Below are 14,146 nucleotides of genomic sequence, written 5' to 3' on the forward strand. Positions count from 1 at the left end.
TCTCAGCGCGAACGCGCCAGCCGTTTGGCGATATCGCCGAGCGAGCGCATCGCCGCATCGATGCGGTCGTTCAGGGGATAGCCGCAGCTGAGCCGGACATGATGGCGATAGTCGCCGCGATTGGAGAACAGATGCCCGGGCAGGATGCCGATGCCGGCGGCCAGCGCGGCTTCGAACAGCGCCTGGCCTTCGACCCGTTCGGGCAGTTCCACCCAAAGAGTCAGTCCGCCGGCGGGTTCGGCGACGCAGGTGCCGTCGGGCCAGTGCTCAAGCACGGCCTGGCGATAGGCCAGGGAATTGTCGGCCAGAGCGCGGCGCAGCCGGCGCAGGCCGCGTTCCATGTCGTGACGGGCCAGGTAGTCGACCAGCGCCATTTGCGGCAGCGCCGCGGTCGCCACGGTCGAGAAGCTCTTGGTGCGCAGCAGCTCGGCCGTGCGGCGGGCGCCGGTCATCCAGCCGACCCGCAGACCGGGCGAGAGCATCTTCGAATACGAGCCGCACACCACCACATGTTCGCCGTCGTCGTAGCGGCGCATCGGCGAGGGCCGTTCGCCGGAGTAGGCCAACTCCCCGTACAGATCGTCCTCGATCACGATGGTCCCGTGCGCGGCGCAGACGGCGACCAGTTCGCGCTTGGCCGCTTCGCTGGTGAGGCTGCCGAGCGGATTGCTGAAGTTGGGAATCAGCAGCGCGGCGCGCACCGCGTGCCGCTCCAGCAGTTCGCGAGCATGCGCCGGGTCGATGCCGATGCCGGGCCGGTTGGGGATCTCCAGTACGCGCAGGCCGTGCGCGGCGACCGCCTGCAGCAGGCCGTGGTAGGTCGGCGTTTCCAGGATCACGATGTCGCCGGGGCGGGTCAGGCTGCGCAAGGTGAGGCTGATGGCCTCCATCGCGCCGGCGGTGATCACGATCTCGTCCGGGTCCAGGTCGACCCCGCATTGGCCGTAACGCTGGGCGATGAGCTCGCGCAGCGGGCGCAAGCCCTGCGGCGGCGCGTAGTTCAGCGCGGTGTCGGGATCGCGGCGCAGCGCGCGCGTCACCGAGCCGGCCAGCGCGGCGTTAGGCAGCAGCGACATCGCCGGTGAAGCCGAGTGCAGCGGCACCAAGTCGTGGCGCGCCTGCACGTCGAGCACGCCGAGCAGGGCCGGGTTGCGCACCGGCATCGGCGCGCGCGCGAGGTGGCGCATGCGCCCGGCGCGCGGCGCCGGCGCGCTGGCCGCGCGCACGTAATAGCCCGAGCGCGGACGGGCCTCGATCAGGCCTTCGCGCTCGAGCTGCTGGTAAGCCTCGACCGCGGTCGCCAGGCTGATTCGCTGATCGCGGCCAAGCCGGCGCAGCGAAGGCAGGCGTTCGCCGGCGCGCAGCACGCCGCGCTGGATCTGCCGGCGCATGCGCTCGGCGAGGCGTTCGTAGAGCAGGTCCTGGGACATCGTCAACCTTGCGAGAGCCAAAGCCGTCTCCGTTTGTGGGAGCGGGGGTGGGGTGAGGACCGGTAGAGGCCGAAAATTCCAGCGCCGCTGAGCCGCCCTCGACCCGGCCCTCTGCGCTCCGCATTTCCTGCGGTCGCCGCAAGCAGGAGAGGGGAAAGAGGCAAATCTGTACCGGTCGAAATCGATCCTAACTGAATCTGTATCGGTCCGCAGCGTCGGCCTACCCTGGCCTTCCCACGATCCGCCGCGTCCATTGCCCATGAGCACCGTCGCCGCTACCGTCGCGCCCGCCGCCGATTCGCGCGGCGCCTTGATCCAACTGCTGGTCGCCGAGCTGTTGATCGGCTCGGTCGGCGTGTTCGTGCACGAAAGCGGCCAGGACGCGATCACCGCGGTGCTGTTTCGCTGTGTGTTCGGCTGCGTATTCCTGATCGCCTGGGGCAGCGCGCGCGGCTTGTTCCGTGGCCTGCTCGGCGAGCGCGCGTTGATCCGCTCGGCGATCGTCAGCGGCGTGTTGCTGGTGCTGAACTGGGTCGCCCTGTTCGCCGGCATGGCACGCTCGTCGATCGGCGTGGCGACCATGGTCTACCACTTCTTTCCGTTCGTGGTGTTGGGCATGGCCGCGTTGTTCTACGGCGAACGCACCCGCGCCGCCGACCTGGGCTGGACGGCGATCGCCTTCGTCGGCGTGCTGTGTTCGGCCGATCCGTTCAAACTCTGGAACAACGCCGGCAGCGGCTATCTGATCGGCGTCGGCCTGACCTTCGTCGCCGCGATCCTGTGCGGCGCTTCGCTGCTGCTGTCGCGCAAGATCAGCCGCGAGCGGCCGCTGGCCGTGGTGCTGATCCAGTGCCTGGTCGGCGTGGCGATGTTGGCCCCGTTGGCCGATTACGCATCGGTGTGGAAGCCGGGCGCGCACTGGTTCTGGCTGGCCGGCCTGGGCCTAATCCACAGCGGCGTGTGCTACGTACTGTTCTATTCCTCGTACCCGCGCCTGCAGGTCGCGACCATCGCGGTGGTCGCCTTCATCTATCCGGTGATCGCGCTGCTGCTGGATTACCTGATCTACGGCCATGCGCTGGCGCCGGTGCAGAGCCTGGGCGTGGCGCTGATCGTGCTCGGCACGCTCGGCGTCAATCTGAAGTGGTCATGGCGCCGGTCGCAGCCGGCAAGGGCCTGACCGCGCCGACGCAGCACGCATCGCTTTACTCGACCCGGTCCGCTCTCGACGCGGATCAGCGGATGTGCCGCTCGCCGCGCAGGGACGCGCCGGCGGGGATTTTAGGCGGCGGCGCGGCGCTGCTCAGCCGGTCTGGACCAGGCGCCAGGCGCCTTCGACATCGGACTCGACCTGCGCCCACGGCACCGGTTCGCGCCCGCACAGGCGCTCCCAGCCGACAGCGAGCTGATCGCAGATATCTTCCCAATGACGCTCGCCGTGATGCGCTCGCGCGCCCAAGCCGTAAGCGATGGCCAACTCGCGCACCCGGTGAGGAATGCAGTCGCCGCCGCCCGGACCGGCGCCTTGGTACGACCGTCGCGGCGGTGCCGCACAGAGCCAATCGACATCCGTATGCGTCATGGGCGAAATCCGTTGGCATTGCTCTTGCATCCGAACAATATCGTCTTTACGTGAAGATAAGCGCGGCCAAATCCGGCCAACGCACACAGCGAGCGCGAACTCAGTCGCAAACACGCAAAGCGGCGACGCCGAAAGCTTTCATTTCGGCGTGGATCACGCGCGCATTGCGATGCGAATCTGAACCACGGGTGCGCGGCATCCTGAATCGATGTGCGGCTCGTCACGCACGCGAAAAAAGCGCCGCCCGAACGGACGGCGCCGCGAGCGCAATGCGCGCTCAACCCTTGATGCAGACCACCTGGCGCAAGGTGTGGACCACCTCGACCAGATCGGACTGCGCCGCCATCACCGCTTCGATCGGCTTGTACGCCGCCGGCGACTCGTCGATGACCGCCGCGTCCTTGCGGCATTCCACGTGGGCCGTGGCCGCACGATGGTCTTTGAGAGTGATCTTCCGCCGCGCTTCGGCACGGCTCATCAGTCGGCCGGCGCCGTGGCTGCAGCTGTGGAAGCTGTCCGCGTTGCCCTTGCCGCGCACGATGTAGCTGCGCGCGCCCATGCTGCCGGGGATGATGCCGAGTTCCCCCTCACGGGCGCTGACCGCGCCCTTGCGGGTCACCCACAACGACTCGCCGAAGTGCTCCTCGCGCTGGACATAGTTGTGGTGGCAATTGACCGCGGTCTTTTTCAACTGGAACTTCGGCAGCTGGACCCGCATCGCGTGCAGCACTCGTTCCATCATCGCCTCGCGGTTGTGGCGAGCGTAGTCCTGCGCCCAGCCGACGGCTTCGACGTAGTCCTCGAACAACGGCTCGCCTTCGAGCAGGAAGGCCAGGTCCTTGTCCGGCAGATGGAAGCCGAGCACGCGCCGTTCCAGCTTCAATCGCGCCAGCTCGATGAAGTAGCTGCCGATCAAGTTGCCGGTGCCGCGCGACCCCGAGTGCAGCATCACCCACACCGCGCCGGCCTCGTCGAGACAGATCTCGATGAAGTGGTTGCCGCCGCCGAGGGTGCCGATCTGCTTGTCCAGCTTGTCGGTGCGCAGCTTGCGGTGTTTGGCGTGGATCGCATCCAGCCGCGCCGCCAGCCCGGATTTGGCCAGGCGGGTGGCATGGCTGTCGGGCAAACGACGGTGTTCGCCGCCGCGGCCGTTGCCGACCGGGATGCAGTGCTCGATCGCCGAGCGCAGCTTGGCCAGACTGTCGGGCAGATCCTGGGCGCGCAGGGTCGTGCGCACCGCGGCCATGCCGCAGCCCAGGTCGACGCCGACCGCGGCCGGGATGATCGCGCCGCGGGTCGGCACCACCGAGCCCACGGTCGCCCCCTTGCCCAGGTGGGCGTCCGGCATTACCGCGATCCAGGGCCCGACGTGGGGCAGGGCGGCGATGTTGCGCAACTGGCGCCGCGCTCCTTCGTCGACCGTCACCCCGCGTACCCAGCCCTTGACCGGGACCGAGCCCTCTTCGGCGTGCAGCAGTTCGTAGCTTGATGTACTCATATCAGTGTTCCTTGTGTCGACCGCCGGCGCGGATCGGTCCGCGGTACTTGCCCGGCCGTCGCCGGGGGCGGCAACGGAAGTAGGCGTCGTAGATTTCCGGTGCGGTGTCGTTCTTCAATCGATGCTCGACCAGTTCCCGATGGTTCAGCTGTCGCTTCTCGCAGGCGTACAGGTCGCAACGCCCGTAGCGGCTGCAGCGCGCGCCGTTGCAGCGATGGACCGCTTGCTGCAACAGCATGTCGTAGGCGAATGCCTGCTTCATGCTGCGCGAGCGCGCGCCCGTCGCCGGGCGGGGCGCCGGCGACGGCACCTGGGCCAGCCGCACTTCGTACCAGATGCCATCGATTCGATGCAGTTGGGTCATCGCACCCAGAGTTCGGAACTCCGGCTGCCACCCGACGCGCTGTTCGAGCAACCTCTGATTCCGCGCGCGGCGCCGCTGCGCATCGGCGTCCAGCGCCGGCTGATTGCGCAGCAGTCGGCCGCTGTCGGGATCGACGTACAGACGCTGGCGGATCTCCGCCAGCGGACGAAGGCCGTACCAAGAGCAAAGCGCATACACGCCCCGATCTCGCCGCACCGTAGTCGCAGCCACCAGATCGGGAAGACTGCGTTCGATGTCGCGCCGCAATCGGTCGCGGCGGTCCAGCGGGCGGTACAGGTCGCTGTAGACCTCGTCCCAGGTTCGGCCGACCTGCTTTTCGAGATAGCGTTGCAACGGCCGCAGACTGCGCCGGTCCAAGCCCGGCAGGCGATGGCCCAACGGTTCTCTCGCCGGCCGTTGCTCGATGTCGCGCGGCGCCCGGTTTTTGCGCCGCACGCAGCCGACTGGCCGGCTCCGTTGCAGTATCCGGTCGTACATATCGTTTCGCATAGAAGATTTATTCCGATAGAAGCCGTCGCGACGCCAGGGCGCACGACGACGATGGCCGCTCCTGTGGGAGCGGCGTGCGTTGGGGGGTTAGGACCCCGGCGCTATCGGAATCCGGACGGCAGTGCCGTCCGGTCCTGCTTTCAGCCATGGCCCTTGAGGCTGACCAGTTGCTTCATGACTCCCTCCAGACCGCCGAACACGGTCAACTTGTCGATCTTCTCGGTGATCTTCTCCAGCGCCTCGAGCTCCTTCAGGCGCATCAGCACCGGGCTGTCCTCGATCAGCTTGGCGGTGTTGAGCAGGTTGCGGGTCGCGTTGGCCTCCTCGCGGCGGCGGATCACGTTGGCCTGAGCCGTTTTCTCCGCCTGCACCACGCCGTTGAGGATCTCCTTCATCTCGCCCGGCAGGATCACGTCCTTGACGCCCACGCCGAGCACCTCGATGCCGAACTCGCGGACCTGGCCGCGCACGTAGCCGAAGATGTCGGCGTCGAGCGAGGCCTTGTCGCCCAGCAGTTCGTCCAGAGTCTTGGCCGAGACCGCCTTGCGCAGGCCGTACTGCAGCTCGCGGTAGACGTGCTCGGCGTACTTGGCGACGCGGGTGCGCGCGGCGACCGGGTCGGTCACGCGCAGGCTCGCGGCCAGGTTGACCCGCAAGGACACCTTGTCGCGGGTCAACAGCTCCTGGCCCGAGACTTCCATCGCCTGCACGCGCAGCTCCACGGTCTCGACCGCGACGTTCTTGCGCAGGTTCCAGAACGCGTACGCGCCCGCCGCCAGCTCGCGCACGAACTTGCCGTCGACGAACAGCAGGCCGGCGGACTCGGAGGGCACGTTGCCGTACACGGCGACGCGCTCCAGCCAGCCGATCTGGCGCAGGCCGTCGACGAGCTCACGCTCGATCTCCAGACCGTCCTGCAACGCGATCGCGCGCACCCGGATATCGCCCAGTCCCTTCCAGTACAGGCGGCGCGTGCCGGGATTGAGCACATCGGCGATGCGGCCGTTGCGCAGCATCAGGCCGACTTCGTCGCTGCCGATGTCGGCCAGGACGAAGTCCTCGTACAGGCGCTCGCGCAGGCCGGCGATCAACGCCTCGCCGTCGTTGCCGGCGTAAGCGGTGTTGGCGATCGCGTGCGCGACCAGCTCCAGGCCGTTGCCGAAGTTGCGAAGCCTATGTACGCCCGGGCCGAGCACGCGCTCGATACGGCGATTGCGGTAAACCAAGACGCGCTCGGCATCGCCGACCACGACCTTCTTGTTCCAGAACATGCGATGTCTCCTTGTCGTTCCGGTGATCCGATCCGTGGTGGCATCCGTGGCGACCGAATCGGTTCGTCGCCGGGACGTTGGGGCGATGCGCATGCGCGTATCGCCGAATAAGTGGAAACGCCCCCGACGCCGTCGGCGCGAAACCCGCGTGCTGCCTGCGGGGCCGGTGCGTGCCGGTCGCGGCGACGTTCCCTGTCGCTGCGGCAGGCGCCGCGCCGGAGGCCGCGTCGAGGACGCGGGTCCGGCGCCGTCGCCGTTGCGGGGTTCCGTTGCGCCCCAGGCCGGCGGCGCGCTGCGGAACGCCGCGGGGGGCGTTTCCTGGTGCGGAACTTTCGTTCCTGTTTCTAAGCCGTCGTGAAAGGACGGTGGACAGCGGGAGTCGAACCCGCGACCAACAGCAATTGAGCTGTCGCTCTACCCACTGAGCTATATCCGAAAGGCGACGCATCGGATTCGAACCGATGATCCGCGGCTTGCGCCGCTGCTCCACCGTTGAGCTAGCGTCGTCGAGAAACATCCCGGCTCGGACTTCGGCATACGCCACGGCACAGCCGCGCGCACCGGACGGGATGAGAACCCGTGCCGCTGTAGTCCTTGCCTTGCGGATGCTTCGTATTGCCGCCTGTCGCCAGGCGGCAATGCGTTCGGGCGCAAGCGCCCTTGTTCTGCGATTCCCTACGCACGGCCCGTGCCGAAGCACCGGAGCACGGCGCTGATGCGCCTCGATGGCCTGTCCCCTTTCCTCTCGGATGCTTCGGGGAACGTAAGAAGTGGCGAAAATCCAGCCGTTTCCGACTTTTTCGTGAAATCCCTTTGCGAACGCCGAAACGAAAACGCCCCCGGCGTTAGTCCGAGGGCGTTCGCGTTCCTCGGGAGATCGGAGCGACCGATCTCCCATGGCGAATGGGAGTCAGTCCGGCGTGTGCAGTTCCTGCTGCCGACCGCGCTTCGACGAGGCGCAGTCGAACGACGCGTGGCACAGCGGCCCCGGCGCGTTCTGCTTGGCGATGTCGAAATGATTGAGCATGGGAAGGCGGTCGTTGGCGATTGCGTCGCGAGGACGATGGAGGCGCACGATACTCGTGAGAAATTCGTTATGCAAGACCGTTCGTCGCCGCACGAACGGATGCACGCGGTGCGATGCGCGCATCGATGCGGCGTTGCATGTGCATCGCGCGCATCGGCCGATCGCCGTTCGGACGGCGATGAAGGGTGAGCCGGAAGCCGACGGCTGTCGGTTTCCGGCGTGCGCTGCGCCATCGAATTCGATTTCGCGGCGCTCCCGTCGAATCCGCGAGGCTCAGTCGGAACGCAGCCGCGACAACAGCGTCTCGGTGTCCAAGACTTCGGCGAATTCGGCGTGCAAGGTCGCCAAGTGCGCGCGGCTGACGGTATCCGCATCGACGGTGCGCCCGTCGGCATCGACGAGGTCGAAGCAGAAACAGGCGTCGCCGACCAGCAGGACGCGGTAGCCAAGGTTGGCCGCGACTCGCGCGGTGGTGGATACGCACATGTCGGTGCTGACGCCGAACAGGACCACGGTGTCGACGCCGAGGCGGCGCAGACGCAGGTCCAGGTCGGTGCCGATGAAGGCGGCGTTGACCGACTTGGTCACCAACGGCTCGCCCGCACGCGGCTCGAAGCCGTCGCGGAATCCGTTGCCCGGATGCGAGGGGTGCAGGGTGGAATCGGGCAGGATCGAGTCGTGGCGGACGTGGATCAGCGGCCGAGCGGTTTCGCGCCAGGCGGCGAGCAGGCGCCGGCCGTTGGCTTCCATCGCCGGATTGTTGCGGCGTCCCCACGGCGCGTAGTCGAAGCCGCGTTGCACGTCGATCGGAATCAGGGCGGCATGAGCGAGGTCGGACATGGGGCGAGTCTCCATGGGCTGGGGCGTGGCGCGGACGGGAGGCCACTGTGGGCGCTCCCACAGGCCGGTCTCAACCCGGCAAAATGCCGGGCCGGCCGGCGCGACTTGCGACGGCGCCCTGCGTTGCGACCATGAAGATCCTCGACGATACCGACCGCAAACTGATCGCCCTGTTGCAGGACAACGCCCGCCTGTCGACCGTGGCCTTGGCCAAAGCGGTGGGGCTGGCGCGCAGTTCGGTGCAAGAACGCATGCAGCGATTGGAGTCGGCCGGGGTGATCGCCCAGTACACGGTGCGCCTGGGCAGCGGCGGCGATCCGTTGCGGGCCTGGTTGCTGCTGCGCTATGGCGAGGGTTTCAGCTGCGACGACGTCGTGCCGCCCTTGGTCGAACTGGCGCAGGTGCGTTCGATCCACAGCGTCGCCGGCGAGATCGATCTGATGGTGTTGGTGGAGACCGTCGGCCCCGGCGAACTGGCGGACCTGCGCGAACGGGTCGCGGCGCTGAAGGGCGTGGACGACGTGACGACGCTGCCGGTGCTGCGCACGGCGTTGGAGCGGGGGTGACGGCGGCGGGGAAGGCCGGCAGAGCGCACGGACCTTTCTCGACCTTGGCCCTCGGGGGATGCAGGCCCGGAATCAGGAGGGCAGCGCGTTCCCGCGCACGCGCCGGGCTATTCCGACTCCACCCCGGCCAGGTTCAGCACCCAGTCCGGTGTCCGCGGTTCGCCGGCGAAGAATGCTGCCGGTTTGCGTTCGCCGATCGCCCAGCGGTGCAGCCAACTCGGGCCGGCCGGGCCGAAATAGGCGTCGGCGCGTTCGTAGGCGGGGTCGCGCAGCGCTTCGTCCAGGCCGATGAAGCGGTAGCCGCGCTTGCGCGCCATCGCGATCAAGTCGCCGTAGGTGTCGGCATTGAGCAGGTTGGCGTGGATCAGCCACACCTGCGGGAGGTTGTAGCCGAGCAGGGCGATCGACTGGCTTTCGTAGTAGTCGAGCTTGGCGCCCATGTGGCGCAGGTAGTCGCGGCGCAGGCGCGCCTGGAGGCGGGTGTCGCCGCGCTGCTCGAGGCGCAGGTAGGCGCCGGCCCAGATCCAGTCGGAGTTGCCCTCCGTCACCGGGGCGATGCGGTAACCGTGTTCGCTAAGAAAGGCCTGCAGCTTCGCCTTGTCGGACGCGCTGCGGCCGGCGCGCAGATACGGATGGCGGAACCAGCGCGGTGCCGGGCGGCCGCTTTCGCGCGCCAGGGCCTTGAGCCGGCGCTCGCCGCGCAGGATGTCGGCTTGATAGGCCTCCAGCCCCACCGCATGCAGATCGGAATGACCGTAACTGTGATTGCCGAGCTCGGCGCCGGCGTCGAGCCAGTCGCGCAGCATCTGCAGGCGCTGGGCCTCGATCTGTCCGCGGTCCTCGAGCTTGCCTTCGTTGACGAAGCCGACCACCGGCACGCCCGCGCCCGCGATCGCGGCGACCAGGCGCCGATGCCCGGGCAAGGCGTCGGCGGTGGCGATCGAGGGCAGCGGGACCCAGGGCAGGTCGTCCACGGTCAGGGCGATGCGCCGGTCCGGCGGCGGCGCGGCGGCGGCATCGCCACCGATCGCCAGGCCGAGCGAAAGCAAGAGGGCGAGCAACGGCGACGGCGGACGCATGCGGCATTCTCGGGCGGGCGACGCGGCGATCATCGCCGCGGCGCTGCCGAGTGCCTAGCGATTTTCGGACGGACCGCGGCAAGCGGCGACCGCGGTCCGGTCCGGTTGCGATGGCGGTCGCGTCAGCCCAGCCGGCGCGAGATGAAGTAGTACGCCAGATTGCCCAGGCCGCAGGCAGCCAGCAGCACCGCGACCATGCCCGGGGTGACCTCGCGCCAGCCGGCGGCCTCGATCACGCCGAATGCGGCGGCGAGCAGGACCAGGACGATGCCCCAGCGCAGCGCGCCGTGGCGGCGGCGCTGGTCTTCGTCGCGGGCCATCGAGCGCAGCAGTTCGTCGGCGCCGCCGGTAGACAGCAGTTTGCTGCGGAAGCGCGCCTCGACGGCGATCTTGATCGCCATGACGATGCAGATGAACAGGGTGATCGGAATCAGGACTTCGAGATCCATGGGGTGCCTCGGCAGTGGGTCGGGTGGGTTCGGAGCAAGAGATACGGCCGGGCCGGAGTCGGTTGCAGCCGATCCGGCGGGCCGGGAAACGCCCGACGTCACGTCTTGGGTATGTTATGTGTCATATTTGACCGGGTATCGACGTCACTGCAACCGATCCCGCCATGTCCGCATCCTTGATCGGATGACCGGTGAATCCGACCATCCCGACCGCCTGCTGGTGACCGCCGTGCTCGAGCGCGCCCCAGGCGCATTCGAGCGTCTGGTGCGCGAGTACCAGGGCCTGTGCTGGCACATCATCCAGCGCATGGTGCGGCACCCGGACGATACCCGCGAGCTGTGCCAGGAGGCGTTCCTGCGGGTGCACCAGTGTTTGCACCAGTACCGTCACGAGAGTCCGCTCAAGTCCTGGATCGGCCAGGTCGCCTACTCGGTGGCCAAGCGCCACTTGGAGCGCAAGCGGATTCCGATCGTGGAGGTCGCCGATGACGACGATGCGCTGTCGCCGCTGGACAGCGTCAGCGACGGCTTCGACCTGGAGGCAGCCTGCGCCGACGAAGAGATCGCCGCCGGCCTGCACGCCGAGATCGAGGCCCTGCCGCCCCTGCAACGCACCCTGTTGACCCTGTATCACTTGGAAGAACTGCCGATCGGCGAGATCGCCGCGATGACCGGCCTCGCCGAGGGTACGATTAAAAGCCACCTGTTCCGGAGCCGGGCGCGGCTGCGCCAGCGCCTGGAAGCCCGGTTGGGAGAATTCGCATGAACCGCACGCAGCCCCCTGTCGATCCTTCCGATGCCCGCGATCCGGCCGTCGCCCGCGAATGGCGATTGCAGGAGCGGGCCATGCGCGAGGAGCGCGACGGCGCGCCGATGGACGCCGACGATCCGCGCCTGGCCCAGTATCGTCTGCTCAGCCGCGCCTTGCGTGCGCCGGTGATGGAGCCGATTCCCTATGGTTTCGCCCAGCAGGTCGCGCGCAGCGTCGAAGCGGCGACGCAGAACAGCGACCGGTTGGAGCGCTGGCTGCAGCAGGGGCTGCTGGCCGGCCTGGGGCTCGCCGGCGTGGCGACGGCTGCGCTCGGCGGCGCGCAATGGTGGACGGCGTTCGCCGCCGGCGTCGACTTGCTGCCCGAAGGCAGCCTGACCTGGGGCCTGGTCGTGGCCGCCTGTTGCATCGTTACCTGGGGCTGGGACGGCGCGATGCGCAGCGTCGGCTTGGGCCCGGGGGCCGCTCGCGCCGCCTGAGCGCGACAGCGAAGCCGCGCGGGCCCGGCCGGCGCCGATCTTATTGCCGATGGGGGCGCTGCATTTCCGCGCCGTCGCGGCCGCACTGCGATCGCGGTACGCCGTGCCGCACCACACAAGCGTTGCGTGAAGCGCGACGGGTTTGTGCGCACGCGCGCGCCGCGGCGCGCGCGGGCCCGGCGCGCCGCGCGAATGCGCGCGAACGCGCGTCGACGGCGGACTTCGATCCGCATGGAAATCGCGTACCGCGACGGGGTACGCAGTTCCGTGCCGGAGCCGGCAGGCGCGTGTCACCCAAGTAACAGCTATCCCCCGACCCCCTAACCAGACTCGCCTCACGTGCTCGACACAGGAGAGGCGAGTGATGGAACGTAACGAAACAGAACTCGGCGATTACGCCGCCGCCGACGCGATGTTCACCATCGCCTGGCGCGAGAATTTGCCGGAGCTGGAAGCGCGCGCGCGGCGGTTCGCCGAGGGCCAGCGCGACCGCGCCGAAGAACTGCTGGGCAACACCGCGATGAAGGCGTGGCTGTTCATGCGCAATTCGCCGCAGACGATCACCGACCCCAGCGGCATCCTGTTCGTGGTCATGCGCCATGTCTTTCTGGACAGCGTGCGCCAGCGCAACCGCGACCGCGAGGTGTTCGACCGCAACCGCGACATCGACAACGACGCGGCCGGTTTCGCCCACGACGGCATATCGGCGTTGCAACAGCTCGAGCTCGACGAACAACTCGAGCGGGTGATCGCGGCGGTGTCGAAGATGAGCCGCGAGCAGCGCCGGCTGTTCGCCTACCGTTTCATCGACGATCTGCCTTACCCGGAAATCGCCGCGCGGCTGCACATCAACCAACCGCTGGCGCGCAAGCGCGTGGAGTTGCTGCGCAACCGGCTGCGGACCGCGGTCGGCGACTGAGGCGAGGCCGATCCGCGCCCGAGCCCCGATTCCGGACGCATCCCTTGGGCCCGGCTTCACAGGCCGCCGGGGATTGCGTTCCTCCCGTTAGACCCACGCGACACCGTCATGCGGCTCAGGACGTCGGTCCTGCAGACGTTTCCTCCACCGACCGATCAAGGACAGGCTCATGGCCGCTCCCGAAACCCCCGTCAATTCGCAGATCACCGATGCAGTCACCCAGACCAACGTAAAAGTCGTCGCCGAAGCGCCCGCGCAGGCGATCGCTTCGCTGTACCAGGTATCCAGCCATTCGGCTGGGCTTTCGCTGCAGAACGCGGTGTACAGCCAACAGGCCTTGAACCAGATCTCGACGGCGGTGGTGTCCAAGGCGGTCGCGCTGATCATGTCGATCGGGGAGAAGTCGTGACGCGCGCAGCGCCGGCCCGGCGCGCATTCGCCGTGGCGATCCGATAACGCGGGAGAGCAGCGATGAGATGGTTCGGCAAGAAGAAGACGCCGCCGGCGCCCGCTGCGCCCGCGGCCGCCGCGACGACCGCCGCACCGGCATCGCCGGCGGCGGCCACGACGGCGGCGAGCGATTCCGCGCCTGCGGTTGCGGCGACGCCCGCTGCGGCCGCGCCGGCCGCCACCGGAGCGGCCGCTGCGCCCGCGGCGGCTGCGACGACGGACAGCGGCGCGAATCCGGCCGCCGCTGGCGCCGCTGGCGCCGCTTCCGCCGCCGGCACGAACGGCGGATCGGCGGCCAGCGCCGGGAGCGGTAGCGGCGCGAGCAGCGGTGGCGCGAGCAGCAGCGGCGGCGGCAACAGCGGCGGCGGCAACAGCGGCGGTTCGGCGGCCGGTTCAGGCTCCGGTGGCGGTTCGACCGGCGGTGCGACGCCCAAGTCGCCGCTGACCATGGCGCGCGATCGCGCCGTCGAGCAAAGCGAGGCTGCGACGCCGCCTGCGACCGACTCCTTGAACCCGCAGATCGTCCAGGCGGTGCAGTTCACCAACGCCGAAACCGCCTCGTACGCGCCGGCGCAAATCGCCACGGCGCCGGACATGATGATCAGCCAGGCCGCGGGCCTGGTCGCGCAGTCGGCGGCCGGCTATTTCGACGGCATCAGCAAGATCACCCTGGCGGCGCAAGGCATGCTGATGAAGCAGCTGACCCAGGATCTGGTCGAGGGGCAACTGGAAAAAGCCGCCGAAGACGCGCTTGGCATTCTCGCCACCGAGATCCTCATGGGCGCGGCCGCCGCGGTCGCCGCCGCATCCGGCGCGATGGAGGCCGAGTCGGCCAGCTTCGCCATCGACCGCATCGACCAGAGCATTTCCAAGTACTCCTCGCTGCTGCAGAACCGCAAGAGCGCCTAGGCCA

The 14,146-nt window shown here is 68.5% G+C and carries 16 protein-coding genes and 2 tRNA genes; 7 read left to right on the forward strand and 11 right to left on the reverse strand.

Annotated features, from left to right (window positions below; genetic code table 11):
• Positions 1 to 2 precede the first annotated feature (2 nt).
• Entirely contained in the window at positions 3 to 1,430 is a 1,428-nt protein-coding gene (locus tag TX83_RS06105) for a PLP-dependent aminotransferase family protein (RefSeq protein ID WP_064747049.1), read from the reverse strand.
• A gap of 259 nt (positions 1,431 to 1,689) precedes the next feature.
• On the opposite strand from TX83_RS06105, the gene TX83_RS06110 reads away from it, so the two are divergent.
• Positions 1,690 to 2,610, forward strand: a complete 921-nt coding sequence (locus TX83_RS06110; protein ID WP_064747050.1) for a DMT family transporter — start codon at positions 1,690 to 1,692, stop codon at positions 2,608 to 2,610.
• A gap of 123 nt (positions 2,611 to 2,733) precedes the next feature.
• Here the strand turns inward: TX83_RS06110 and TX83_RS06115 are convergent, their stop codons facing one another.
• The 7 genes from TX83_RS06115 to TX83_RS06145 form a co-directional block, all read right to left on the reverse strand.
• Positions 2,734 to 3,012 carry a hypothetical protein gene (locus TX83_RS06115; RefSeq protein WP_141233390.1) on the reverse strand — a complete coding sequence of 93 codons (279 nt, stop codon included), beginning with the start codon at positions 3,010 to 3,012 and terminating at the stop codon, positions 2,734 to 2,736.
• Positions 3,013 to 3,289: 277 nt separating this feature from the next.
• Positions 3,290 to 4,510 (reverse strand): RtcB family protein, encoded by a 1,221-nt coding sequence (locus TX83_RS06120; RefSeq protein ID WP_064747054.1) that lies wholly within the window; start codon positions 4,508 to 4,510, stop codon positions 3,290 to 3,292.
• Position 4,511: 1 nt separating this feature from the next.
• Positions 4,512 to 5,273 carry a hypothetical protein gene (locus TX83_RS06125; protein WP_064747056.1) on the reverse strand — a complete coding sequence of 254 codons (762 nt, stop codon included), beginning with the start codon at positions 5,271 to 5,273 and terminating at the stop codon, positions 4,512 to 4,514.
• 251 nt (positions 5,274 to 5,524) lie between these two features.
• Positions 5,525 to 6,655 carry a slipin family protein gene (locus TX83_RS06130; RefSeq protein ID WP_064747057.1) on the reverse strand — a complete coding sequence of 377 codons (1,131 nt, stop codon included), beginning with the start codon at positions 6,653 to 6,655 and terminating at the stop codon, positions 5,525 to 5,527.
• A 366-nt stretch (positions 6,656 to 7,021) separates the two neighbouring features.
• Positions 7,022 to 7,089: transfer RNA gene (locus TX83_RS06135), tRNA-Leu, on the reverse strand.
• A 3-nt stretch (positions 7,090 to 7,092) separates the two neighbouring features.
• Positions 7,093 to 7,163: transfer RNA gene (locus tag TX83_RS06140), tRNA-OTHER, on the reverse strand.
• Positions 7,164 to 7,955: 792 nt separating this feature from the next.
• Entirely contained in the window at positions 7,956 to 8,522 is a 567-nt protein-coding gene (locus TX83_RS06145) for a cysteine hydrolase family protein (protein WP_064747058.1), read from the reverse strand.
• 131 nt (positions 8,523 to 8,653) lie between these two features.
• On the opposite strand from TX83_RS06145, the gene TX83_RS06150 reads away from it, so the two are divergent.
• Entirely contained in the window at positions 8,654 to 9,088 is a 435-nt protein-coding gene (locus tag TX83_RS06150; protein ID WP_064747059.1) for an Lrp/AsnC family transcriptional regulator, read from the forward strand.
• A gap of 107 nt (positions 9,089 to 9,195) precedes the next feature.
• Here the strand turns inward: TX83_RS06150 and TX83_RS06155 are convergent, their stop codons facing one another.
• Both TX83_RS06155 and TX83_RS06160 read right to left on the reverse strand, forming a co-directional pair.
• Positions 9,196 to 10,149, reverse strand: a complete 954-nt coding sequence (locus TX83_RS06155) for a polysaccharide deacetylase family protein (protein ID WP_428992545.1) — start codon at positions 10,147 to 10,149, stop codon at positions 9,196 to 9,198.
• Positions 10,150 to 10,289: 140 nt separating this feature from the next.
• The gene (locus TX83_RS06160; RefSeq protein ID WP_064747060.1) at positions 10,290 to 10,616 is read right to left on the reverse strand and encodes a DUF6249 domain-containing protein; all 327 of its coding nucleotides are present in this window, start codon (positions 10,614 to 10,616) and stop codon (positions 10,290 to 10,292) included.
• Positions 10,617 to 10,800: 184 nt separating this feature from the next.
• Here TX83_RS06160 and TX83_RS06165 point away from each other — a divergent pair, with 184 nt between their 5' ends.
• The 4 genes from TX83_RS06165 to TX83_RS06180 all read left to right on the forward strand — a co-directional run bounded on the left by TX83_RS06165 (position 10,801) and on the right by TX83_RS06180 (position 13,192).
• Positions 10,801 to 11,382: an RNA polymerase sigma factor gene (locus TX83_RS06165; RefSeq protein ID WP_064747061.1), complete on the forward strand. Its 582-nt coding sequence runs from the start codon at positions 10,801 to 10,803 to the stop codon at positions 11,380 to 11,382.
• The gene (locus tag TX83_RS06170; RefSeq protein ID WP_064747062.1) at positions 11,379 to 11,864 is read left to right on the forward strand and encodes a hypothetical protein; all 486 of its coding nucleotides are present in this window, start codon (positions 11,379 to 11,381) and stop codon (positions 11,862 to 11,864) included. Before TX83_RS06165 ends, TX83_RS06170 begins: the two co-directional genes overlap by 4 nt.
• Before the next feature lie 364 nt (positions 11,865 to 12,228).
• Complete coding sequence (locus TX83_RS06175; protein ID WP_064747063.1) at positions 12,229 to 12,783, forward strand: RNA polymerase sigma factor; 555 nt, start codon at positions 12,229 to 12,231, stop codon at positions 12,781 to 12,783.
• A gap of 169 nt (positions 12,784 to 12,952) precedes the next feature.
• Entirely contained in the window at positions 12,953 to 13,192 is a 240-nt protein-coding gene (locus tag TX83_RS06180) for a RebB family R body protein (RefSeq protein ID WP_064747064.1), read from the forward strand.
• On the opposite strand, the gene TX83_RS22610 is transcribed toward TX83_RS06180, so the two are convergent.
• Positions 13,167 to 13,829 carry a hypothetical protein gene (locus TX83_RS22610; RefSeq protein ID WP_261370035.1) on the reverse strand — a complete coding sequence of 221 codons (663 nt, stop codon included), beginning with the start codon at positions 13,827 to 13,829 and terminating at the stop codon, positions 13,167 to 13,169. The genes TX83_RS06180 and TX83_RS22610 overlap by 26 nt on opposite strands.
• Here TX83_RS22610 and TX83_RS06190 point away from each other — a divergent pair.
• On the forward strand, positions 13,828 to 14,142 hold the full coding sequence (locus TX83_RS06190; RefSeq protein WP_261370036.1) for a hypothetical protein: 315 nt from the start codon (positions 13,828 to 13,830) through the stop codon (positions 14,140 to 14,142). The genes TX83_RS22610 and TX83_RS06190 overlap by 2 nt on opposite strands.
• Positions 14,143 to 14,146: the final 4 nt, after the last annotated feature.

The sequence above is a fragment of the Lysobacter antibioticus HS124 genome (genome assembly GCF_000336385.2).
GTDB lineage: Bacteria > Pseudomonadota > Gammaproteobacteria > Xanthomonadales > Xanthomonadaceae > Lysobacter > Lysobacter firmicutimachus.

Coding starts and splice junctions, on each gene's coding strand:
- TX83_RS22610 (WP_261370035.1), bottom strand. CDS start 13,829: ATGTCCGGCGCCGTGGCGATTTGCGCCGGCGCGTACGAGGCGGTTTCG.
- TX83_RS06130 (WP_064747057.1), bottom strand. CDS start 6,655: ATGTTCTGGAACAAGAAGGTCGTGGTCGGCGATGCCGAGCGCGTCTTG.
- TX83_RS06110 (WP_064747050.1), top strand. CDS start 1,690: ATGAGCACCGTCGCCGCTACCGTCGCGCCCGCCGCCGATTCGCGCGGC.
- TX83_RS06145 (WP_064747058.1), bottom strand. CDS start 8,522: ATGTCCGACCTCGCTCATGCCGCCCTGATTCCGATCGACGTGCAACGC.
- TX83_RS06160 (WP_064747060.1), bottom strand. CDS start 10,616: ATGGATCTCGAAGTCCTGATTCCGATCACCCTGTTCATCTGCATCGTC.
- TX83_RS06190 (WP_261370036.1), top strand. CDS start 13,828: ATGATGATCAGCCAGGCCGCGGGCCTGGTCGCGCAGTCGGCGGCCGGC.
- TX83_RS06175 (WP_064747063.1), top strand. CDS start 12,229: ATGGAACGTAACGAAACAGAACTCGGCGATTACGCCGCCGCCGACGCG.
- TX83_RS06105 (WP_064747049.1), bottom strand. CDS start 1,430: ATGTCCCAGGACCTGCTCTACGAACGCCTCGCCGAGCGCATGCGCCGG.
- TX83_RS06165 (WP_064747061.1), top strand. CDS start 10,801: ATGACCGGTGAATCCGACCATCCCGACCGCCTGCTGGTGACCGCCGTG.
- TX83_RS06115 (WP_141233390.1), bottom strand. CDS start 3,012: ATGACGCATACGGATGTCGATTGGCTCTGTGCGGCACCGCCGCGACGG.
- TX83_RS06170 (WP_064747062.1), top strand. CDS start 11,379: ATGAACCGCACGCAGCCCCCTGTCGATCCTTCCGATGCCCGCGATCCG.
- TX83_RS06120 (WP_064747054.1), bottom strand. CDS start 4,510: ATGAGTACATCAAGCTACGAACTGCTGCACGCCGAAGAGGGCTCGGTC.
- TX83_RS06150 (WP_064747059.1), top strand. CDS start 8,654: ATGAAGATCCTCGACGATACCGACCGCAAACTGATCGCCCTGTTGCAG.
- TX83_RS06180 (WP_064747064.1), top strand. CDS start 12,953: ATGGCCGCTCCCGAAACCCCCGTCAATTCGCAGATCACCGATGCAGTC.